Here is a 21,176-nt window from a genome sequence, read left to right as displayed (position 1 = left end):
CGTGGGCCGTCAGCGGGTAACCAGGAGCCCGTCCACCAAGGCCCGGAGGCCGAGCGCATACGTGTCCTCGGCCGTCAGCGGTGCCCAGGCGTCTGCCACTTGCGCCAAGCGGGGCAGTTCGTTCGGGTCGAGGGCGGCGAAGACCTGCTCCCGGTAGGTGGGGCGGTCATCGTTCGTGCGTCGTCGGGTCGCTGTCGTGCGGATCACGATCTCTCCGGCCGTGTAGTACCAGATCGCGCGGTAGCCGTGGACCGCCTGCTCGGGGGAGAGGCCGCACTGGACCAGGCCGTCGACGATCTGTTCCACGAACCACAGGGCGGACGTGGACATCAGGTCGTCGGCGGTCAGTACCTCCACGATCCAGGGGCAGGCCGCGAGCGCCTCGTGGATTGCGGCTGCGGCGACGACGATCCTTTCGCGCGGCTCGGCGGGGAGTTCGGGCCGTTGCAGCGTCCGCGTGGCGTAGTCGTCGAGCAGCAGGACGAGCAGCTCTTCCTTGTTGCGGACGTGGTGGTAGAGCGCCATCGGCGTACTGCCGATCTCTGTTGCCAGCCGACGCATGGTCAGCCGGTCCACGCCCTCCGTGTCGATGATCCGGCGGGCCGTGTCGACCACTTCCTCGCGGGAGATACGGGGCGGTCGGCCACGGGGTTTGCGCGGTGCGGACGGTTGCGACATGTCCTCATCATCCCTCAGGTGTCGACAACAGCGATCCCCTGCCGTTACTTTCTATACATGTATAGAAACTTACGAGGGCGACCCGGCGTCGTGCTGGCGGCCGTCGCCGTCGCCCAATTCGCCGTCGCTCTGGACCTGTCCGTGGTCAACGTCGCGCTGCCCTCGATGCGCACCGCGCTCGGGTTCGCGCCGCTGGGACTGTCGTGGGTCGTGCATGCGTACGCGCTCACGCTCGGCGGATTTCTGCTGCTGGGGGGTCGTGCGTCCGACCTGTACGGCCGACGTCGGCTGTTCGTCCTTGGTCTGGTCGTCTTCGGGCTGTGCTCGCTGGCGGGTGGGCTGGCCCAGGCACCCTGGCAACTCATCGCCGCCCGCGCCGGACAGGGCATCGGGGCGGCCGCGGCCACCCCCGCCGCGCTGGCGATGCTCACCACCACGTACACCGAAGGCCCGCAACGCGTACGCGCGCTCGGGGTGTGGAGTGGCGTGAACGCCGCCGGGGGAGCGCTGGGTGTGCTGGCGGGTGGGCTGTTGACCGAGTACGCGGGGTGGCGGTGGGTGATGCTGATCAATCTGCCCATAGTGGCGGTGGCTCTCGCGCTGGTTCTCGCCGGCGTGCCGGTCGAAGTGCGACCTGTCCGGCGCGAGAGGTTGGACGTGCTCGGCGCCGTCCTGGTGACCGGGGGAGTCGGGCTGCTGGTGCTCGATGTCGTACGCGCCGACACCCAAGGGTGGGGTTCTCCGGCCACGTTGGTGATGTTCGTCGCGGCGGCCGCCCTCTTGGCTGCCTTCGTTCTCGTCGAATCCCGTTCACCTGCACCGCTGTTGCGCTTCGGCCTGCTGCGCAGCCGTTGGGTCGCCGGGGCCAATGTGCTGGTGTTCTTCGCCGCGGCCGGGCAGTTCGCGGCGTTCTACTTCATCTCCCTGTATATGCAGCAGGTTCTGGACATGGGGGCTGCGGCGACCGGCCTCGCGTTCCTGCCCTTCTCCGCGAGCCTGGTCGCGGGCACCGTCGTGGCGACCCGCGTCACGGCGACACGTACCCCGCGTGCGTCCCTGGTGCCCGGCGCCCTGCTCGCCGCCGTCGGCCTCGGCTGGTTCGCCTGCATCAGCCCCGACGGCGGATTCCTCACCGATGTGCTCGGCCCGTGCGTCGTCACCGGGGTCGGTGTAGGACTCGTCATCGCGCCGATCGTCGTCGCCGCGACCACCGGCGTCGCCCCACGCGAGGCCGGTATGGCCTCCGGCCTCATGAACAGCTCCCGCCAACTCGGCGGCTGCATCGGCCTGGCCGCCCTGGCGGCCATCGCCGCACACCGCACCGGCACGGCCACCGACCCCGCCGCGCTCAACGACGGCTACGCGCTGGGGCTGGCCGTCGCCGCCGCCCTGTTCGTGCTCGCGGCGGTCGTGGCGATCGCCGTGTTGCCGCGCCGCCGGGCCGACGTACGTATCCCGCAATCCACCGCCCCCACCGAGAATCTCCTGGAAGGAACGTCGTCATGACGACAACACCCATGTCACCCAGCTCACCCTTCGACCTTTTCGCCTCGGCTCTGCACATCCACCCCGACGGCGGCGACCTCCGAGTCGCCGAACGCCGCATGACGAGCAGCGAATCGGGCGCCTGGCAGATCGCGACGTTCCATGTGGAGACCGACACCGACGTTCACGCCGACCACTGGGAGATGCATCCGGAGGCCGACGAAGCGGTGTGCTGTCTGACCGGCGGCGTTCGCCTCTACCTCCGTCCCACCACGCCCGGCGGTGCCGAGGACGTGGTGCGGTTGCGGGCGGGCAACGCCGTGATCGTCCCGCGTGGCCGCTGGCACCGTCTGGAGTTGGACGCTCCCAGCGACCTGATGTCGATCACCCTTCGCCACGGCACCCGCCTCGAAAGGCACGCGGGCGCCAACTGAGTGGAAGGTGGCCCGGCGAGGCGCTGCCGGGCAACAGCGGGCTACGGTGACAGGAGGTCAGCTCGAAGCTCGGCTGACGCCCTGTTCAGGGTTGTGTCCTCATCAACCCGGGGCTGAGCGAGGACGAGGCCGAGGGGACGGCAAGCGCGCGAGGGCCACCGCCGCCGAACAGAGCGCCAAGAAGCAGTAGTTCACGCCCACGGCGGCCGCAGGCATCAGCAGGCGTCAGCAGATGTTTCGATAGGGCGCTTCGGGGATGAGTTGCTTCCATTGCGCCCTGTCGAAGCCGCCACGGAGCCGGTCGCACAGGTGCTGGGCGAGGGTCTGCGGCGCGGACGGGTAGGCGTGCCAGGGGGCACGGAGGCCCGCAGCGTACAGGGTGCCGCTGTCGGCGCTGAAGGCGAGGGAGTAGACGGGGTCGCCGCCGGTCGGCAGAGGGGCGCCCAAGGGGCGGTGGCTCCGTACATCCCACAGTTGCAGTGATCCGTCGCTCCCGGCCGTGGCCAGTGTGCGAACGTCCGGGGAAAGGGCGAGCGCCGTTACCAGCACGGGCTGGTCGGCCAAACGTTGCACGTCCCGCTCCGCCAGGGCGAGGGGATCCGTCTCCCACCGCTCGTCGCCGTCCCACACGGCGATCGCGGGGTACATCGACCCTGCTGCCGTCAACCCGTGGGCGCTCGTGGCCACCCCGATTCGCAGATCCTCGGCGTGCGCGTGCACGGTGGTGCGTCCGGTCTTCAGATCGGTGACGTAACCGCCTTCGGTGATCGCCTGCCGGTCCGTCGGGGGGAGTTGGAAGGACTTCCCGGGATCCTCGCCCACCACGGACATGCTGCCGTCCTCGGGGTCCCAACGCTCAAGGCTCCGACGGCCGTTGGTGGACCGGATCACCAGCAGGGCCTTGCCCGACGGGGTCAGGGCGATGTCGCTCGTCTCCCCGAGGGGCCGCCCGGTCGGGGTGAGGTCCACGACGGCCTTGGTGCGGTGCCCGACCACGTCGTACAGCGTGATCTGCTGGTTCGGGTTGGGCTTTTCCCAACGGAACGTGCCGTACGCGAGTGTCCGGCCATCGGCGCTGAACGTCATGCGGGCACCGCAGCGGTCGGTGTCTGTGGCCGGGCAGGTCTTGGCGGGCAGGTGGGCGATGCTCTTTCCGGTTGTCGCGTCACGGAGTTCGAACGTCAGCCGGGAGCCGTGGCGCACCCTGGTGGCGAACACCTTGGCGTCGGGGCTGAACAACGCCCAGTCGACGGACGCCGTGTCATCCGACGAGCGTGCGACCGGGCGGATGTCCAGTGACCGTACGGCCACCTTGGAGCGGCCGCCGAGATAGCGCAGGAGGCCGCGTTCGGTGTCCAGCCTCAGCGTCCTGGCTTGTTCGTTCTCCAGGCGGTAGCGGAAGACAGGGGTCGAAGGGGCGGTGGTCCGCCAGATCAGGATCTCGTCCGCCGTGGCCGCTGCCAGCAACTTGCCGTCCTCGCTCAACTCGGCGTCACTGATGCCCCGTTGACTGACTCGATCCTCCTCGTGGCCTGTGGTGATATTCCATGACACCATGCCCTCCGTGGTCATCACGGCGAGGCTCTGTGATCCATGGGTGAAACGCATGCGGTGGAACGCGTCGGCGGCCGGACACCGGGCGAACGACCCGACGGAGCTGGGTACGGGAAGTGTGCGTTTCGCCGCCATGTCCCAGACTTCGAGCGTGCCGCCCGCCGGGCACATGGCCAGGTAGCGCTCGTCGTCGCTCACCGCTGTATGCGGCGCGGTGGGTGGATGCCCGGGTGCGTCCTTGAACAGCAGACGCCTTCGGGTCACGTCCCACACCTGGATGGTCGGGACGTCGTACGAATCGGTCAGGACCAGGGCGCGTCCGTCGGCCTGGAAGCGGCCGACGAGCAAGACCGATCCCGGAAACGTCTCCTCGGCGTGCTCGGTCAGGCCGTGGTGCCACAGCCGTATGCCGTCGCGGCTTTTGAGCAGGACCGTCTTGCCGTCCGGGCTCGCATCCATCGGGTCCGCGTCCACCGGATCGGCGGAGAGTGTGCGGTGGCCGTCGACGTTCCGCTGGACGACGCCGCCGTCCGCGCGAGTGGTGAGGGTGCGGCCGAAGCGGTCGAGGAAGTGCGGGGCGTCGGGGTCGGGTTGGGGTTCGTTGTCGGTGTCCTGGTCAGGTCGGGACGCGGCGGCCAGGACGGCGGCGCGCGCCTCGGGCACGGGGGCGATCCGCCAGGCGGCCAGGCTCAGCCGCATGGCGGCCTGCGGGTCGCTCTGGTGCATGCTCTCGGCGAGCGCGGCGGCTGCGCGGGCGGCGGTCTGTCGGCTCTGCTCATCCCGGGCCCGGCCCTGCTGCCAGGCCACCGTCGTCGCCACCAGAGCGAGCACGACCAGGACCGACAGCGTGGCGGCGACCGCACGGCGGGTGCGCCGGGCACGTCGACGTGCCCGGCGGCTCGCGGTGAGCAACGCGTCCTCCAGCGCCGTGAGCTCACCGCGCCGGGCGGGCGTATCGAAGGCGGATTCGGCCTGGTCCAGACGCGTACCGCGCAGCAGTGCGCCGGAGTCGCGGCCCAGGTCCTGCCAGTCCCGCGAGGCCTCGGCGAGCTGGCGGTGGGCGCGCAGCCGCTCGCGGTCCTGGTCGATCCACCGGCGCAGCCGGGGCCAGGCGGTGATCAGCGCCTCATGGGTGAGATCGACGGCCTGCCCGTCGAGCGCGATCAGCCGGGCGCGGGCGAGGTGTTCCAGGACCGGGGCGACCTGGGCCGGGTGGACGGCGTCCACTTCTTCGCGGTCGGTGGGGCGGCGGGTGTCGGGCGTGCCCTCGCCGGGGGTGATCAGGCGCAACAGGATCTGGCGGGCCACCTGCGCCTGCTCGTCGGGGAGTCGGCTGTAGGCGGCCTCCGCGCTCTGGGCGATCGCGCCGTGCAGGCCCCCGGCCAGCTCGTACCCCTCCAGGGACAGGGTCCGGCCACGGCGGCGGCGCCAGGTTTCGAGCAGGGCGTGGGAGAGCAGCGGAAGGCTACCGGGCTCGGCGGCAGCCTCCTCCAACACCCGGGCGGTCAGGGCGCGTTCGACCATCAGTCCGTGCGCCGCAGCCGACTTGACGATCACCTCGCGCAGCTCGGTGGGCGTCAGCGGTCGTACGGGCAAGCTCGCCTCGCCGACAACGGAGGCGAGGTCGGGGTGTTCGAGGCAGTGGCTGTAGAAGTCGGCGCGTACTCCGAGGACCATCCGTAGTCTGCTGTCGTGCGTCCGTGCGCTCATCAGCAGCTCGATGAACTCACCGCGCTCGGCAGGGTCGTGGCAGAGGGTGAAGACCTCCTCGAACTGGTCGACGATCAGCCAGGTGTCCCCGGCGGCCGGGTCCGGCACGAACAGCGCGTGGTGGTCGCGCACGGGGTGCGGGCCGGGAGTGAGGACACGGATGGCGGCGGGTGGTACGTGCGGGGCGCCCAGGGCGCGTAATCGGGGGATGAGCCCGGCGCGCAACAGCGAGGACTTGCCACTGCCCGACGGGCCCAGCACCGCGCTGACGCGATGCCCGCAGGCCATCCGGGTCAGTGCGTCCGTGAGCCCGTCCCGGCCGAAGAACCGGTCCGCGTCGTCCGGTTCGTACCGCGCGAGCCCCCGGAACGGCGGGACGGCGTCCTCGTCGTCCGCGTACGGCTCGGCGGCCTCCGCCCGGGACGCCTCGCGCCAGCGCTCCTCCCACCCGGCGATGTCGGCGCCGCACGCTTGCACATAGGCCAGAACGACCGGAAGCGAGGGGAGTTTCTCGCCGGCGGCGGCCCGGGACAGAGCGGCGGCGGAGTACCCCGCGCCGCGTTCCATGGCCCGGTACGTCGGGCTGCCCGCCTCCTGGCGCAGCCGCCGCAACTCCTGGGCGAGGCGCTGTACGGGTCCGTCGGTCGGTTCGATCGGTTTCTCGCGGCGTCCCACTGTCTCCCCGTTGGGTGATCGGGTGAACTCACGGTATGGACCTGTCCTGGAGCAGACAAGGCGGCTCCAGGACAGGTCGTGGCGCATCCACTCGCGTGTCCCGGCAGGTGCTGCCGGAAGCCCGGTCCCGCATTCCACCCCCGTGGGCGGCGGAACCGGCGCGCATCAGCGATTTCAACGGCTGTTGCATTGATGCGCAGGCCCTGTTCGTGCGGGTAATCAATCCGGGTGGGCGATGTGCGTACGGGAGTGATCGCAAGCGGCACGTACGGGCACAGAACTGAGTACAGGCCGCCCTCACCGTGCTGGGGCGGCGGCCCGTACGGACTGAGCCGTTCCGTGTCGATCTGCGCGACACCGATCTACGCGGCCTGGACCTCCAGGGCGCCCGTCTGGAACGAGCGCGCCTGGCGCGCGCCCGGCTGGACGAGGCGGACCTGTCGTACGCCCGGCTGCAGGACGCTTGGCTTCCCGAGGTCCACCTCACGGCCGACCAACTGGCCCGAGCCCGGACCGATGTGACGACAAGGGTGCCGACTGGCCTTGCACCCGAGGGTGGGTGAAACGGTCAACTGGCCATGTACCCAGAGTTGATGCCCAGTTGACAGGTCACGCGGCGCCGCACAGCGCGGTGGAGACTACCTTCATCGCTGCCGCTCCCTCCGCGTTGGTCATGGTCAGGCCCACGTTGACGGACAGGGTGACCTGGCGCTTGCCGTCCGCCGAGGTGAAGCTGAAGGTCTGGAATCCGACGACCTCGCCCGTGTGCCCGACGACCGGGCCGCCGGACGGGCATATGGTGCCGTTGCTCTCCAGGCCCAGGCCGTACCAGCGGTTGGGGCGCTCGGGGTTCATCGGGTGCAGGGTGCGCATCTCCTTCATCAGGCGGGGCGGCAGCAGTCGGCCGTCGAGGAGCGCCTTGTAGAAGGTGTTCAGGTCGTGCGTGGTGGAGATGAGGGTCCCGGCGGCCCAGTACGCGGCGGGGCTGAACTCGGTGAGGTCGGTGGGCGCGGCACCCGGTCCCCGGCCGTCGATCCAGTCGTAGCCGTGCAGATGCGCACCCGCAAGACGCGAGGAGGTCGGGAAGGTCGTGCCCTTCAGGTGCAGGGGCCGCAGGATGCGGTGGTCGATCGCGTGCCCGAGCGACTGCCCGGTGACGTGCTCGACGAGGAGGCCGAGGACGACGTAGTTGGTGTTGGAGTACTCCCACGTCGTGCCCGGCGCCGGACGGTTCGGTATGTCGGCGATCAGTGCGATGAGCTGGCGCGGGGTGTACGTGGCCTTCTGCGCGGCCCGTACCGGGTCGGGCTTCTTGAGCAGTTCGTCGGTGTAGTTGGCCAGACCGCTGGTGTGATTGAGCAGCTGGCGCACGGTGATGTGCGCGCCGTTGGGCACCACGCCGGGCAGCTGTCGCTCGACGTCGTCGTCGAGTCGCACCTTGCCCTCGGCCACGAGCTGAAGGACGACGGTGGCCACGAAGGTCTTGGTCACACTCCCGGCCCGGAAACGGTCCCCGGCGTGGGCGGCGCGCCCACTGCCCAGGTCGGCGGTCCCACTGCTGCCCTTCCACACCCCGCGCCCGTCCCGCACCTCGGCAATGGCCCCGGGTATACCGGCGGCGACAGTGGCGTCGAGCGCCTGCTGGAGCGCGGCCCGATCGGCACTGGACGCGGGCGCGGCCGCCACGGCGGGAGTGGCGACGGGGATGAGCAGAGCTGCGGCGAGAAGCGCGGAGGCAGCGGTGGCCTTGCGGTGGGACATGGGGTGGTGGCCTCATCTGAAGTGAAGTGGTCGGTGTGACTGACGTTGCTTCAGCTTAGGCCGGTGGGGGAGTTCCGGTGATCATGAGCAGGGATGAGCGACGGACCTCGCTTCCCTTAAGGGAAACCCCAGGTGGTGGGTGGGGTGGCAGGCGTTCCACGTGATGGACAGGTGCCACCTGCGAGCAGGGGGACTGCGATACTCCGGGCCATGGATGCTGAGGTGGTGGGGACTCGGACGTGCTCCGACGCGACGGTGTCGGGAGGCAACCCGGGCTGGGTGCTGCGTGCCGGGTCGGCCGAGGACATCGAGGCGATCGCCGAGCTGCGGGCCGCCGTCATGCGCGCGGACCTGGAACGCCTCGGGCGCTACGACGAACACCGGGTGCGGCAGCGGCTGAGGGATTCCTTCTCCACGAGGTATACGTCGGTCATCGCGATCGACGACGAACTCATAGGCTGCGTCACGGTCCGGCCCGCCGAAGGTCCCGCCGACGGTATGCAGTGGCTGGAGCACTTCTACCTGGCACCGCGTCATCAGGGCCGAGGGCTCGGGTCCGACGTCCTGCGCACGGTGCTGGCGCGGACCGACGCGCAGGGTATGACCGTGGGTCTGCACGTACTACAGGGCAGCGCTGCCCGCCGACTCTACGAGCGCCATGGATTCGTCATGGAATCCCAGGACCCGATCGACGTCTTCATGGTGCGCCCGCCAGGGGCGTCGGCGAGCAACGCTGTGGAGGCCTGACCTGCGTCATCACCGCTCGCTGGGCACGGTGTACGAGAAAGGCGCCACGGCCTCAGTCCAGCGCACGCCGTTCGAGCAGGGCGCGGTCCAGCCGATGGCTCACGCTGTCCACGAGGCCGAGGGCGGTGAGCCGCTCCTCGATGTACTGCTGGACCGGTAGCACCACCCCGCACCGGGACAGGCCGGACACGGGGTCCCGCCAGCGTTGTTCGGGGGTGGATTCCGCTGCGAAGAAGCCCGAGCAGGAGCCGAAGTAACGGCAGCCGGTGCACGTGTCCCTGACCCTGTCCCGCGACTGGCGTAGCGCCTCGCCGAAGGTCGGGGAGCGGCGCATACCGGCGAGGGATTCGGTGAAGATGTCGCCGTGCCGAAGCGTCAGGTCGTACGCGTCGCCGTTCGAGTACACGGATCCGTCCGTGTCGATGACGAGAATGGTCTCGCCGCGCTCCTTGTCGTAGAAACGCTGCTCGCCTTCGCCGTGCAGGGCGTGCACGACGTTGGCCGCGTAACCCTCGATCGGCTCGACGTTGATGAAGCTGTCCGAGACCAGCCAGCGGTCGGTGAGTGTCTTGAGCGCGCCGACGATCTCCTCCGACGAGAGCTCGTGTTCCGCCTGCTGTCCCGGATAGCCCGTACGGTAGATGGGCAGGAGACGGAAGCCCAGGTCCATGTCCTCGAAGAAGCGGTGGATGTCCGCGACATGGGGTGCCGTGGAGCGGGACAGCACGGTGATGCAGCCGAAGTTCAGGCCCTCGTCCATCAGGCGCTGCATATGGGTGAGGACCCGCGGTTGGGCCTGGCGGCCGGCGACGTTGACGCGTTGGCCGCCGACCAGGTCCACCGATACACCCACGTCGTCGAAGACGTCCCGCATCAGGGCGAGGTCGTCGTCGGTGAGCCGGTAGAGGTTGGTCTGCACGGAGTTTCCGTACGGGATCCCGGCGGGCTCCAGGAACTCCTGCTGGGCCCGCTTGACCTCGTAGTAGAACTCGTGCGGCATCAGCAGGGGCTCCCCGCCGTGCCACACGAAGTCCGCCGTCCGGCCCGGCTGGTCCGCCAGCCACTCGCCCACGTGCTTGATCATGTTCCTGACCTGCGGAACCGTCATCGCGGTCCGGTCGCCGAGCGACGGGAACTCGTAGCAGTAGCGGCAACGCAGGTTGCAGAACTTGGAGACCTTGACCACGAGTTGGAGGTACGGCGGGGTCTCCTCCCGCGCCGACGGGCGGCCCGCCCGCCGCTCCTCGGCCGTGCCGACGCTCATGCGGACCCGGTTCCCAGCGCCGACCTGAGCCGCAGGTACGCCTCCGCGACGCGCTGCCGGCGCGGAGCCGGTCCCTGCTCCTCGCGATGCGTGACGAAGCCGGCCCGGCGCGGGCCCTTGTCCAGGAACCGCTCGTGCCAGCCGTCGCCCGTACGCGGGCCCTCGACCCAGAAGTCCGGGTAGTCCGGCCACATCCGCTCGGCGGGCCGCAGCCCGTCGACGATCGCCAGCCGCTCCCGCTGCTCCTGCCCGGCCCCGTCGGCCAGCGGCTCGTTCGGTCCGCCCGTGCGCTGGAGCGCGAGCAGCCGCAGATACGCGCTGCGGGAGACCGCCGGTGACCCGTTTTCGTCGTACTCGGTAGGTGTCCTTCCGGTCCTTTCGGCCATGGTGACCACCCTTCTCGCTCTGTCGGCCCGCTGATGCCGGCGTCCGTTCAGAATCATGAGAACTGGCCGGAAAGGTACTGCCAACCCCCCAATATTGGGGGGTGTTTGAGGGCCCTGGCGGCACCGGAGACTGGTTGCCCCAGTCCAGCAACCGGCTTCGGACACGATGGGCAGGAGAGTTCGTGATGACTACCTCAGCAGTGGCTGCCACGGCCAGGAGCGTGGACGTGGTGACCGTCCCGACCGATACCGCGGGCGTGACGGACGGCGGGATGCTGCCGCCCGCGGGATCAGTGGTGATCTACGTAGGGGATGCTTCGGCACTCTCGTGGCGGCGGCTGCGCGAAGCCGCGCTGCGCGGCGACTGGCAGACCGTACGGGACACGCCCGTGCCCGAACGGCCCGCTCCCGGAACAGAGTTGGTGGCAGCGTCGTGCTACTTCGACCTGCTCTGCGCGGGGCACCCGCTGGTGCGCGATCTCGCGCTGCCGCGCGGGTACGCGTTCAGGACGCTCACCTTCCCGTACACCGGTGGCCCGCTCCAGGACACGGACTTCCGTATCGTCGAGCACACCGACCGGGGTGTTCCCGAGGTCGGGACGACGTATCTGCTGATGCGCCGGGCGCCCGAACTGACGCCGCTGGAGCGGAGGTTGCTGGAGAGCGTGAGTTCCGACGAGCGGCATGTGCACATGGGGACGCGCGAGCCCTGCCAGACGATCACGACCATGGACATCATCACCGACCGCCTCCGTGATGCGACGAACGATGCCGTCCGCCAGAAGCACGGGGGCTTCGCCCGGGGCGAGAGCGCGACGGAACTGTCGGCCGCGGAGATCGAGGAGATCACGGGGGAGACGGGCGAGCCCGCGGCCTCGGTGGCCGGCCTGCTCGCGATGCGCCGCCGTCACTTCCGCTTCTAGGGGGGGCGCCGCGTGGGATCCGTACTCGTGGCTGTCGTCCTGACGGCGTGGTTGATGGCGACCGTGGTGGCGGCGCTGCCCCGGATCGGTGAGGCGCTCCGCAAGCGGGTCCCCGCCTGGTTCTCCCCGTTGCTGCCGTCCTGGACGTTCTTCGCGCCCAACCCGGCGACGAAGGACAAGGTGCTGATGTACCGCGACGTCCTGGCCAACGACACGGTCGGCCCCCTGCGACTCGTCCTGCCGGAGGGCGGCGAAGGGGGCCGGGCGGGCAAGGCCCTGTTCGACGCCGCCGCGCACCTGGTGCGGCGGGCCGCGCAGGGCTGGGAGGAGGAGTCGGACGCGCGGACCCGGGACGCCCGGCTGATGATCAGCACTCCGTACCTCCTGCTGCTCAACAGAGCGGCCTCCGCGCCGCACGACGCCGCCGCCGTCGGCTTCGAGTTCGTCATCGCGCACGCGAGTCTGCGGGACGAGGACCCCCAGGTGATCTTCGTGTCCGTGGTGCATCGGCTGGGGACGGGAGACGACCTGGAGGCGGACGTGCGGGAGGTCGACGTACGGGACGCGGATGTACGGGAGGTCGACGTACGGGACCCCGGCGCTCGGGAAGGTACGCCATGCTGAACGAGACCGAGACGGCCCGGGCGATCCTGGCCGTCTGCGGTGCCGGGCTCGCGGTGTCGGCGGGCCGCGACCTGCGCCAGGCTCGCGAGTTCGCCGAGGACGGCACGCTGGCGTGGTCCGTGGTCGGGTCGTACCCGCACCGCTGCCCGCCCGCGGTGCGCGGGCTCTTCGTCTGGGAGCGGTACCGGGCGGTCCTGGCCGTCCAGTTCGGGGCGGGGCTCGCCGCCCCGGTCGTGGCGCCGCTGTCCACGCGCGGCTCGGCCGTACTGGCCTGCGTGCTGCTGACCACCCTGCTCCTCGGTCTGCACCGCAGCGACTACGGAACCGACGGCGCGGACCAGATGGCGGCTCTCGCCATGCTCACCGCCGCCGCCGCGCTGACCGTCGGGGGGACGGTCGGGAAGCTCTTCCTGGCGTTCCTCACCTGCCAGTTGGTGCTGAGCTATCTGATCGCCGGGACGGCGAAGCTGATCTCGCCGATGTGGCGCGACGGCTCCTGCCTCGCGATGATCCTCTCCACCCGCTCGTACGGTTCACCCCGGCTGGCGGCGTTCCTGCGGGCCCGGCCGCTTCTCGGGCTCGTGCTCGCGTGGGGCGTCATGGTGCTGGAGGTGACGTTCTGGCTCGCCCTTTTCGTGCCGGGCGTTCCGCGCTGGGGGTTTCTCCTCGCCGGAGCCGCGCTGCACATCGGGATCGCGGTCACCATGGGACTCAGTACGTTCGTCTTCGCCTTCATCGGGGCCTACCCGGCGCTGGTGTTCATGGCCGCGACCCTCACGGGGTGAGCGCGGGGATGCGCCACAAACACCGGAACCGCGATCGCACCGACCCGGACAGTGTGCGGCCCTCGCACTCCGAGCAACTGCTGTTCGGCGGTCCTCTCCGTTACGACATGGGCTGGTCCCAGCACGAGGAGGCCTACCTCGAACTGAACCTGCGCGCGGTGCTGCGACGGCTGCCCCGGCTCCTGGCCTCCGGGTTCCGGCTCGCCTGGCGTGCCGACCCCCGCGCCGCCCGCCTCCTCGTCGTCGCCAACCTCGGGCGCGGGCTCGCCCAGGCCGCGAGTCTGCTGGCGGTCAACCACATCCTGGCCGGGCTGCTGACGGGCGCGGCCATCGAGGACCGCCTGCACCGCGCACTGCCCGCGCTGATCGCGGTGAGCGTCACGATGTCGGCGGGGGCGCTGTTGCGGGCCGTCACCACGTATGCGACCGGGCGGCTGGAGCCAAGGGTCGAGCGGGTGGCGACCGAGGTGTATCTCGAACGGGCCTCGCAGGTGGAGCTGGCGGCGATCGAGGACGACCAGTTCCACAAACTGCTCGACTCGGCCCGGTACGGGGCGTCCTCCGCGCGCCGGATGATGAGCATCGGCAACCGTGCCATCAACGCGGCGACCTCGTTCATCACCGCCGCGAGCGTCCTGACCGTGCTGCACCCGGTGTTGCTGCCGCTGCTGGCCCTCATGACGGTGCCCGGTTCGTGCAGCGCGCTGACCACGGCCCGGCGCCGCTATCTGTCCTTCCACGCCTGGACCCAGCACACCCGCGCCGGCTCTCTGATCGGGCACATGCTGACCGACACCGGCGCCGCGCCCGAGATCAGGGTGCACGGCATCGGCCCGTTCCTCCTGCGGCACTTCCGTGCGCTGTCCGAGTCCGCCGAAGCCGAACAGGCGCGGCTGGCCCGGCTCGAAGCCCGGACCGGGCTGATCGCGGCCGTCTGGATCGGCGCCGCCACGGCCGCCACGTATCTCACCCTGGGCGCTCTGCTCCTCGGCGGCGCGATGGCCTTGTCCGTCGCGGGCACGGCTGTGATCGCGATCCGCACCGGATCAGCGAACCTCACCACCCTGGCCCTGGAGGTCAACGCGCTGCATGAACAGGCCCTGTTCGTAGGGGACTTGGAGCGACTGTGCGAGGAGGCCGAGCGGCGCACCCTGCCCACCGGAGGCCTGCCGCTGCCTGAGTTGCCGCAGCGGATCCGCTTCGAGCACGTCACCTTCACGTATCCCGGCCAGGCCGCGCCCGCCCTGGACGACGTGACCCTCACCATCCCCACCGGCAAGATCGTCGCCCTGGTCGGGAGCAACGGCTCGGGCAAGACCACCCTCGCCAAACTCCTCGCCGGTCTCTACACCCCGCAGCAGGGCCGGATCCTCTGGGACGAGACCGACGCCGCCCACGCCGACCGGAACCAGCTCACGGACCGGGTGGCGATGGTCGCCCAGGACTTCACCCGATGGTCCTTCACCGCGCGCGTCAACGTCCTCATCGGCCGCCCCGACGCCCCGGCCAGCGACGACCGCGTCGACCGCGCCCTGCACCACGCGGGCGCCAAGGAACTCGTCGCCGAGCTGCCCCGTGGCCTCGACACCTTGCTGGCCCGGGGGTTCCGCGGCGGCCACCAGCTGTCCGGCGGCCAGTGGCAGCGCATCGGCTTCAGCCGCGCCGCCTATCGGGAAGGACAGATCCTCATCGTCGACGAACCCACCGCGGCCCTGGACGCCCGCGCCGAACTCCAGGTCTTCGACGAGATCCGCGCCCTGGCCGACGACGGCCGCACCGTCCTCCTCATCACCCACCGCCTCGCCTCCGTCCGCCACGCCGACCTCGTCCACGTCCTCGACAAGGGCCACCTCGTGGAATCCGGCACCCCGTCAGACCTCCTGGCGGCGGACGGCCTGTACGCGGAGCTCTACCGGCTTCAGGCGAGCCAGTACGCACCGGAAGGCGATGTGTGCCGCTGAGCGCGGGGCCGCGTGGGCGAAGGCCGATCAGCTCATACCCCTATACGATCTTGGTGGCTGAGGGCTAAAAGACCGGCCCTCCGCACAAAAAGCCGGGAAACAGGGGTATTTCTCTTATGGCTGGAACCACCATCGCCCGTACCGTGACCGTACTCGCGACCACCGTGGTGCTCGCGGCCGGGAGCGCCGTGGGCGCGTCCGCCGCTCAGGACCGGACCGAGACGGACGTGACCGGGGTGCGCGCCGCGCTGCAACGTGTCGTGGACGCGGGCGCGCCGGGGGCGTTCGCGGTGATCCGCGACCACGGGGACAACTCCGAGCGCGGCCGCACGCTGACCGTCGGCAAGGCCGATCTCGACGGTACGCCCATGAACGCCGACTGGCGTTTCCGGGTGGGCAGCAACAGCAAGATGTTCGCCTCGGTCCTGGTGATGCGCCTCGCCGAGCAGGGCCGTATCGACCTGGACAAGCCGCTGCGCGACTACCTGCCCGCCGGGACGCTGCCCGAGAGCTGGGCGATCACCGCGCGCCAGGTGATGGAACACCGCGCCGGGGTGTACGACCACACCAACGACCTCCTGGAACAGAGCGGGGAGGAGACCACCGAAGCCTTCGAGAAGCGCATCCGCAACAACGTCTACGAGCCCAAGGACCTCGTGGCGATGTCGGTGAAGCACGGCCTGCAGTACACCCCGGGGACCGCGTACTCGTACTCGAACACCGACTACGTACTGATGGGTCTGGCGGCCGAGCACCTCACCGGCCGCCCCTACGCCGAGCTGCTGAAGGAGCAGATCTTCGAGCCGCTGAAGCTGCGTCAGACCAGCTTCACCGTGCCCCAGAAGACCATCGCGGGCCCGCACATCACCGGCTACCTGACCAATGACGACCGGACCAAGCCGCTCCTCGACTCGACCGAGCAGACCGCGTCCTGGGTCTGGAGCGCGGGCGGTGTGGTCTCCTCCGCCCGTGACCTCGACCGCTTCATGACCGCGCTGCTCGCCGGCAGCTCCGGCGGGCTGGTCTCCGACGAGTCGCTGCGCCAGATGACGAGCGTGCTCCCCACGCCCACGGCCAAGGTCAGCTACGGGCTCGGGATCAGGGAGATCGCCCTGTCCTGCGGCAAGGTGCTCGGCCACGGCGGAATCGTCCAGGGCTACCAGACCCAGACGTTCTCCACCCCGGACCACAAGCGCACGGTCGTCGTGTTCGCCAACGCCTCCAACAACGGTGCCGTCACCTCGGCGCTGACGAACACCCTGGAGCCCGCGTTCTGCGGCAAGGCGCCGGCCGCCACCAAGCCCTCGCCCCGGTCGCTCACCGGCAACGGGACGGCGGACCGCTCGGTTCCCGCCGTCGAGGACAGCCGTATCTGACGATTCGCAAGGTCCCTGGCGTACGCGGCGCTCACGGGACGCGCCGCGTACTCCGGGGCTCCGGAACCGTAAATGGCTGGCACTGGCTCTGACTCCAGCGGGATGATTCCGTAGGCGTTTTTCCTCAAGGCGTTACCCGTCCCCGGGAAGGGACTGCGATGGCGACTGGCGCTTCCGAGCCGACCTTCGAGCCCGAGGTCCGCACCGCAGCCGGTGCGCTGCGCGGTCGAGTGGAGGAGGGCGTGGCGGTCTTCCGTGGCATCCCGTTCGCCGAGCCACCGGTGGACGCCCTCCGGTTCGCGGCGCCGCAGCCGGTCAGGGGGTGGGACGGTGTGCGCCCGGCGGTGTCGTACGGGCCGCCGCCTCCACAGGCCGGTCACTTCGGCATGGACGCGCTGTCGCCGGACGCGGCGAGCACCGACTGGCTGACGGTGAACGTGTGGACGCCCGCCCCGGACCCGGGAGCCGGGCTTCCCGTCATGGTGTGGATCCCCGGGGGCGCGTACGTCATCGGCATGGCGAGCCTGCCCGAGTACGACGGGGCCCGCCTCGCCCGGGACGGCGGTGTCGTCGTGGTGACGCTCAACTACCGCGTCGGCATCGAGGGCTTCGCACAGATCGAGGGGGCGCCCGCCAACCGGGGTCTGCTGGATCAGGTGGCCGCGTTGGAGTGGGTACGCGACACCATCCGGGTCTTCGGCGGCGACCCCGACAAGGTCACGGTCTTCGGCCAGTCGGCGGGCGCGGGGTCGGTCGCCGCGCTCCTCGCGATGCCCCGCGCGGCCGGACTCTTCCGCCGGGCGATCGCGCAGAGCGTGGTGGGAACGTTCTTCTCACCGGAACTCGCCGCCGACATCGCCACCGCCTTCGCCGCCGAACTGGGACTGCGGCCTACCGTCTCCGACCTGTCGACGGTGGAACCGAACCTGCTGTGCGCCGCCGGTGACGCGGTCACCGCCAAGTCAGCCTCGTTCACGGGGCGTTGGGGTCAGGCCGCACACCGGTCGATCCTGGTATCGCCCGTCGTCGACGGCGATGTCCTGCCCCGTACCCCCTGGCAGGCCCTCGCCGATGGTGCCGCCCGGGACATCGACGTCCTCGTCGGACACACCCGCGACGAGCAGCGGCTGCTCACCGCGCTCGCCGGCCGCCTCGGCCAGGTGACGCAGGAGCAGGCGGACAGCGTTCTGCGGACCTTCGCCCCCGGCCCGGACGGCGCACGCCGCTACCGCGACGCGAACCCCGCCGCATGCCCGGACGCGCTCTACGAACTGGTCCTCTCGGACTGGCTGTTCCGTATGCCGAGCCTCCACCTCGCCACCGCGCAACTCACCGGCGGCGGAGGCGCCCACGTATACGAACTGACCTGGCCCGCCCCGGGCATGGGAGGCGTCCTCGGGGCCTGCCACGGCCTCGACGTACCCCTCGTGTTCGGCAACCTGAGCAGTGGCCAACCCGCCGTGCTCATCGGTGAAAGCCCCGCACCCGCTGCGGAGGAGCTGTCCGCGTCGATACGCACCGCATGGACGGCCTTCGCTGCCCACGGCGACCCCGGCTGGCCCGCGTACGACGCCGAGCGACGCCTCACCCAAATCTTCGACACGCGATCGACCGTCACCGCCTACCCGGAGGAGACCTCGCGCCTTCTCTGGGAGGACCACACCTTTCCGGTGCTGTCGCTGATCGACCGGTAGCAGCCGGTCAACGACCGTCGAGCAGGGCACGTACCCCCGCCGCCAGACGCTCGTACTCCTGCGGCCGGTTGTACAGCTGCCCGCTGATCCTGATGCCGCCGCCGTCCGCCCAGGGCCAGATCAGCACCCGGCAGCGCAACCGAGCGGCGATCTCGTTCATCAGCGCGGCGGCCTCGTCCCGGGTGCGGGCCATGCCCGACGGCAGGCGCAGGGCGCGCATGGCGAGGGCGTCGTCGGTGGGGAGCGGGGTCACTCCGGGGATACGGGCCAGCAGCTCGGCGCCGTACGCGGCCAGGGCGCTGTTGTGGGTACGTACGCGATGGGCGCCGAGCCGGGCGATCAGGTCGAGGCCTTCGGGGGCGGCGAGCCAGCCGGTGTAGTCGGCGGTGGCCCGGTACTCCACGGCGCGTGGATAGCCGCGGTGATCCTCCCAGGACGGCACGGGCGGGGACACCCGACCGCGATGGGCGGGTGCCACGGCCAGCACGGCACTGCCCGGCGGGGCGTATCCCCACTTGTGCAGGTTGCCGAACCAGAAGTCCGGTCGCCCGGCCAGTGGTTGGGCGAGCATACCGAGTGCGTGGGCACCGTCGACGACCGTAGTCACGCCCCGCTCGGCGAGGTCGACGAGCAGCCGGGGACCGGCGATCACGCGGGCGGTGGGTGAGCTGATGTGGTCGAGCAGGGCCACCGTCGTACGGGGAGTGACAGCGGCGAGGACCGCTTTGCGTATCGCGTCCTCGTCGGGCAGTGCCGGGTCGAGGACGACGGTGTTCAGGCGGGCCCGGCGGGCCGCGGCCGCGACGACGGTGCCGTAGCCGTGGTCGGTGACCAGGATCTCGTCGTCGTCCTTGAGGTCCAGGGCGTCGAGCGCGAGGTTGGCGGCCTCGGTGGCGTTGGCGACGAAGGCGATCGCCTCGTGGTCGGTGTCCAACTGCGCGGCGATACGGCCCCGGGCCGTGGCCAGGCGGTCCGGAACGGCCAGGAAGAAGGCATCGGGGTCGGCGTGCAGCTCTGTTTGCAGCCGCCGCTGCACCCGGCTGACCGGGAGTGGCACGGCGCCGTAGGAGCCGTGGTTGAGGTGGGCCACCGCAGGGCTCAGCTGGAACAGTTGCGGGCCACCGGGGAAGGTGGCGGGCGCCATGGTCATCGCACCTCGATGGTGACGGTCCGCCCGGGGGAGACCCGGGTACGGAGGTAGGTGTACGTCGTTCCGTCCACCACTTTGGTACGGGCCGACTGCCGCACCCCGTTGACGAGCAGCGCGCGATGGGTGCCCGGGAAACGTGCTTCCCAGGTGTACGGGGTGCTGCCCGAGGCGTGTGTGAGCGTCGACTTGCGGACGCCGTCGTGCCGCAGGGCGAAGGTGGATTGGCCTATGTGCAGGTCGTCGAGCTTCAACCAGCCCATACTGGTGGGCAGTTGGGACTGTGTGGTGAGGGTGTGGTCCGGGGCGTCGGGGGTGAGGCCCATCAGCCCTTGGACGGTCTGGCCGATCAGGGTGAAGGAGACCTCGGGGTAGTCGCCGTTGGTGCCCTGGCGGGAGTTGACGTGCGGGAGGTCCTTGTGGTCGTAGACATACCGCATCCACTTCCATGCGGTGTCCGGGCGATCGCCCGCGAAGAAGACGTCGGGGAGGTAGGTCAGCGCCTCGATGTTGTCGGGCTGTCCCGCGCCACCGGCCTGCTCGTCGATGAAGTCCAGGTAGGCGGTGAGACGGCTGCCGGGGTCGATGATGTGCTTGAGCGGCATGAACCAGCTGTTCTCCTTGCCCCAGCCGGTGAGCGCCCGCCCGTCGGTGGTGTAGCCGCGCACCATGTCGGCGCCCGAACCACCGCCGCTCCAGGTGGAGTTGAAGTACGCCTTGAGATCGCGAGACCGGCGCTCGAAGCGCCCGGCCAGTGCGTTGTCGCCCTTGGCACGGGCCAGGGCGGCCATCGCGCGGTAGGCCTGGTACTGGGAGCCGATGGCGTCACCGGCCTCGGCCAGTGGTTCCCCGCTGACCTCGTCGTAGCTGGCGGTGCCCTGGAAGATGCCCTTGCCGGTGCCCTCGGCGACGCGTACTCGGCCGTTGTCCTTCTGCCCGTCGTGCAGAGTCACGAACTCGTCGGTGACATGGCGGTAGAAATCCCACAGGACGGGGTCGGTGAGGTAGGCGCGGTCCCCGCTCCAGCGGTACGCCTCCTCGGCCTTCTGCACCAGCTCGAAGGGGGCCGGGACCTCGCGTACGAAGGAGTCGGGGCCGTGGTAGTCGATGGAGAGATACGTCCGGGCGTCGAAGTTCATGGCCCATACGGGGTAGTAGGCGTGCTCGGCGGTGGCGGAGGCGGCGAACGAGCGCAGCATCGTCTTGTTCTCCGTGCGCAGGCCCAGCACTTCGGCTCCGGCCAGTTGATGGGCCGTGTCGCGTGCGTAGTAGCCGCTGCGGTTGGCGTAACCGGCCCAGTACGAGGGGGCGTAGACGCCGGAGCCGGTGCCGCCGGTGTTGCGTTCGTCGACGTTGAGCGGGCCCTGGGTGCCGGGCAGTTGGACCCAGCTGTTGGCCTTGCGCTCGGCCCAGTCGAACATGGCGACCACCTCGGGGTCGCTGGAGCTGATCCGGGGGTCGGCGGGCGCGGACGGTGAGACCATCACGTCGTCCACGTTCACCCAACCGTCCCCCGACTCGAACGCGATCTCCAGCCGGTCGCCGGGAGCGAGCGCGATGCGGCTGAGCGTGTAGCGACGGTACGCGGCGGACGCGGGCAGGGACACGGATGCAGCGGTCACGCCATTGACCCGCAACACGTACCGCCCGCCCGGGCCACCCGTGGCGATCCAGACGGAGAGGTCATAGCTGCCGCGACCGGTGGCCGTCACGGTCTGGGAGACCTTCTTGCCGCCCGCGTCGAGGTAGGCCAGTCGGCTGCCGCCGTGCGGGTTGTTGGTGGCGACCCCGGTGCCCGGGCCGAACTCCCAACCCGATCCGCCCGTTTCGAACCCCGGATCGGCCACGCTCAGTAGGGCGGGCGCTCCGGCGGATCCGTCCCCGGGACGGGCGGCGGCCATAGGGGCGAGGGCGAGCGGAACCAGTAACGCGGCCGTGGCGAGCAGCATCGCGCGGGAACGGCTCATCGGGT

At 70.4% G+C, this 21,176-nt stretch carries 17 protein-coding genes; 10 read left to right on the top strand and 7 right to left on the bottom strand.

From position 1 onward, the window contains the following. Nucleotides 1–9: 9 nt before the first annotated feature. Nucleotides 10–678: a TetR/AcrR family transcriptional regulator gene (locus BG418_RS10930; RefSeq protein WP_188273555.1), complete on the bottom strand. Its 669-nt coding sequence runs from the start codon at nucleotides 676–678 to the stop codon at nucleotides 10–12. A 57-nt stretch (nucleotides 679–735) separates the two neighbouring features. Here BG418_RS10930 and BG418_RS10925 point away from each other — a divergent pair, with 57 nt between their 5' ends. Further along, a complete protein-coding gene (locus tag BG418_RS10925; RefSeq protein ID WP_188273554.1) occupies nucleotides 736–2,184 on the top strand; it encodes an MFS transporter in 1,449 nt (482 codons plus the stop codon). Beyond that, on the top strand, nucleotides 2,181–2,597 hold the full coding sequence (locus tag BG418_RS10920) for a cupin domain-containing protein (protein ID WP_188273553.1): 417 nt from the start codon (nucleotides 2,181–2,183) through the stop codon (nucleotides 2,595–2,597). The genes BG418_RS10925 and BG418_RS10920 overlap by 4 nt, the downstream gene beginning before the upstream one ends. Nucleotides 2,598–2,822: 225 nt before the next feature. Here BG418_RS10920 and BG418_RS10915 read toward each other — a convergent pair whose 3' ends face one another. Next, nucleotides 2,823–6,536 carry a WD40 repeat domain-containing protein gene (locus BG418_RS10915; RefSeq protein WP_188273552.1) on the bottom strand — a complete coding sequence of 1,238 codons (3,714 nt, stop codon included), beginning with the start codon at nucleotides 6,534–6,536 and terminating at the stop codon, nucleotides 2,823–2,825. Between the two features lie 302 nt (nucleotides 6,537–6,838). Between BG418_RS10915 and BG418_RS10910 the strand changes: the two genes are divergently transcribed. Continuing rightward, entirely contained in the window at nucleotides 6,839–7,099 is a 261-nt protein-coding gene (locus tag BG418_RS10910; protein WP_188273551.1) for a pentapeptide repeat-containing protein, read from the top strand. Nucleotides 7,100–7,145: 46 nt separating this feature from the next. Here BG418_RS10910 and BG418_RS10905 read toward each other — a convergent pair whose 3' ends face one another. Then, on the bottom strand, nucleotides 7,146–8,297 hold the full coding sequence (locus tag BG418_RS10905; RefSeq protein ID WP_188273550.1) for a serine hydrolase: 1,152 nt from the start codon (nucleotides 8,295–8,297) through the stop codon (nucleotides 7,146–7,148). A gap of 210 nt (nucleotides 8,298–8,507) precedes the next feature. Between BG418_RS10905 and BG418_RS10900 the strand changes: the two genes are divergently transcribed. Beyond that, nucleotides 8,508–9,044 carry a GNAT family N-acetyltransferase gene (locus tag BG418_RS10900; protein WP_188273549.1) on the top strand — a complete coding sequence of 179 codons (537 nt, stop codon included), beginning with the start codon at nucleotides 8,508–8,510 and terminating at the stop codon, nucleotides 9,042–9,044. 52 nt (nucleotides 9,045–9,096) lie between these two features. On the opposite strand, the gene BG418_RS10895 is transcribed toward BG418_RS10900, so the two are convergent. Together BG418_RS10895 and BG418_RS10890 are read right to left on the bottom strand one after the other, a co-directional pair. Continuing rightward, nucleotides 9,097–10,308, bottom strand: coding sequence for a radical SAM protein (locus tag BG418_RS10895; protein ID WP_188273548.1), 1,212 nt, complete (start codon nucleotides 10,306–10,308; stop codon nucleotides 9,097–9,099). Continuing rightward, nucleotides 10,305–10,694 carry a hypothetical protein gene (locus BG418_RS10890; RefSeq protein ID WP_188273547.1) on the bottom strand — a complete coding sequence of 130 codons (390 nt, stop codon included), beginning with the start codon at nucleotides 10,692–10,694 and terminating at the stop codon, nucleotides 10,305–10,307. Before BG418_RS10890 ends, BG418_RS10895 begins: the two co-directional genes overlap by 4 nt. Nucleotides 10,695–10,879: 185 nt before the next feature. Between BG418_RS10890 and BG418_RS10885 the strand changes: the two genes are divergently transcribed. The 6 genes from BG418_RS10885 (at nucleotide 10,880) to BG418_RS10860 (ending at nucleotide 18,057) form a co-directional block, all read left to right on the top strand. After that, nucleotides 10,880–11,617, top strand: a complete 738-nt coding sequence (locus tag BG418_RS10885; protein ID WP_188273546.1) for a hypothetical protein — start codon at nucleotides 10,880–10,882, stop codon at nucleotides 11,615–11,617. A gap of 12 nt (nucleotides 11,618–11,629) precedes the next feature. Then, nucleotides 11,630–12,241 carry a hypothetical protein gene (locus tag BG418_RS10880; protein WP_188273545.1) on the top strand — a complete coding sequence of 204 codons (612 nt, stop codon included), beginning with the start codon at nucleotides 11,630–11,632 and terminating at the stop codon, nucleotides 12,239–12,241. After that, a complete protein-coding gene (locus tag BG418_RS10875; RefSeq protein WP_188273544.1) occupies nucleotides 12,235–13,026 on the top strand; it encodes a hypothetical protein in 792 nt (263 codons plus the stop codon). The genes BG418_RS10880 and BG418_RS10875 overlap by 7 nt, the downstream gene beginning before the upstream one ends. An 8-nt stretch (nucleotides 13,027–13,034) precedes the next feature. Next, nucleotides 13,035–14,987, top strand: coding sequence for an ABC transporter ATP-binding protein (locus BG418_RS10870; protein ID WP_188273738.1), 1,953 nt, complete (start codon nucleotides 13,035–13,037; stop codon nucleotides 14,985–14,987). Nucleotides 14,988–15,103: 116 nt separating this feature from the next. Then, complete coding sequence (locus BG418_RS10865) at nucleotides 15,104–16,363, top strand: serine hydrolase (RefSeq protein WP_188273543.1); 1,260 nt, start codon at nucleotides 15,104–15,106, stop codon at nucleotides 16,361–16,363. 158 nt (nucleotides 16,364–16,521) lie between these two features. Further along, nucleotides 16,522–18,057 carry a carboxylesterase/lipase family protein gene (locus BG418_RS10860; protein ID WP_188273542.1) on the top strand — a complete coding sequence of 512 codons (1,536 nt, stop codon included), beginning with the start codon at nucleotides 16,522–16,524 and terminating at the stop codon, nucleotides 18,055–18,057. A gap of 7 nt (nucleotides 18,058–18,064) precedes the next feature. On the opposite strand, the gene BG418_RS10855 is transcribed toward BG418_RS10860, so the two are convergent. After that, nucleotides 18,065–19,201, bottom strand: coding sequence for an aminotransferase class V-fold PLP-dependent enzyme (locus BG418_RS10855; protein ID WP_223184637.1), 1,137 nt, complete (start codon nucleotides 19,199–19,201; stop codon nucleotides 18,065–18,067). 2 nt (nucleotides 19,202–19,203) lie between these two features. After that, nucleotides 19,204–21,171, bottom strand: a complete 1,968-nt coding sequence (locus BG418_RS10850; RefSeq protein ID WP_188273540.1) for a CBM35 domain-containing protein — start codon at nucleotides 21,169–21,171, stop codon at nucleotides 19,204–19,206. Nucleotides 21,172–21,176 lie beyond the last annotated feature (5 nt).

The sequence above is a fragment of the Streptomyces sp. CBMA152 genome, from assembly GCF_014596475.1.
Lineage (GTDB): Bacteria > Actinomycetota > Actinomycetes > Streptomycetales > Streptomycetaceae > Streptomyces.
Note: the sequence above shows the minus strand (reverse complement) of the source record. Positions and strands in the feature narration are given on the sequence as shown.

What these genes read in the sequence shown, in the direction of transcription:
- BG418_RS10865 (WP_188273543.1), top strand. Translation starts at nt 15,104, where the DNA reads ATGGCTGGAACCACCATCGCCCGTACCGTGACCGTACTCGCGACCACC.
- BG418_RS10920 (WP_188273553.1), top strand. Translation starts at nt 2,181, where the DNA reads ATGACGACAACACCCATGTCACCCAGCTCACCCTTCGACCTTTTCGCC.
- BG418_RS10885 (WP_188273546.1), top strand. Translation starts at nt 10,880, where the DNA reads ATGACTACCTCAGCAGTGGCTGCCACGGCCAGGAGCGTGGACGTGGTG.
- BG418_RS10860 (WP_188273542.1), top strand. Translation starts at nt 16,522, where the DNA reads ATGGCGACTGGCGCTTCCGAGCCGACCTTCGAGCCCGAGGTCCGCACC.
- BG418_RS10905 (WP_188273550.1), bottom strand. Translation starts at nt 8,297, where the DNA reads ATGTCCCACCGCAAGGCCACCGCTGCCTCCGCGCTTCTCGCCGCAGCT.
- BG418_RS10925 (WP_188273554.1), top strand. Translation starts at nt 736, where the DNA reads ATGTATAGAAACTTACGAGGGCGACCCGGCGTCGTGCTGGCGGCCGTC.
- BG418_RS10895 (WP_188273548.1), bottom strand. Translation starts at nt 10,308, where the DNA reads ATGAGCGTCGGCACGGCCGAGGAGCGGCGGGCGGGCCGCCCGTCGGCG.
- BG418_RS10900 (WP_188273549.1), top strand. Translation starts at nt 8,508, where the DNA reads ATGGATGCTGAGGTGGTGGGGACTCGGACGTGCTCCGACGCGACGGTG.
- BG418_RS10855 (WP_223184637.1), bottom strand. Translation starts at nt 19,201, where the DNA reads ATGGCGCCCGCCACCTTCCCCGGTGGCCCGCAACTGTTCCAGCTGAGC.
- BG418_RS10875 (WP_188273544.1), top strand. Translation starts at nt 12,235, where the DNA reads ATGCTGAACGAGACCGAGACGGCCCGGGCGATCCTGGCCGTCTGCGGT.
- BG418_RS10850 (WP_188273540.1), bottom strand. Translation starts at nt 21,171, where the DNA reads ATGAGCCGTTCCCGCGCGATGCTGCTCGCCACGGCCGCGTTACTGGTT.
- BG418_RS10890 (WP_188273547.1), bottom strand. Translation starts at nt 10,694, where the DNA reads ATGGCCGAAAGGACCGGAAGGACACCTACCGAGTACGACGAAAACGGG.
- BG418_RS10870 (WP_188273738.1), top strand. Translation starts at nt 13,035, where the DNA reads ATGCGCCACAAACACCGGAACCGCGATCGCACCGACCCGGACAGTGTG.
- BG418_RS10930 (WP_188273555.1), bottom strand. Translation starts at nt 678, where the DNA reads ATGTCGCAACCGTCCGCACCGCGCAAACCCCGTGGCCGACCGCCCCGT.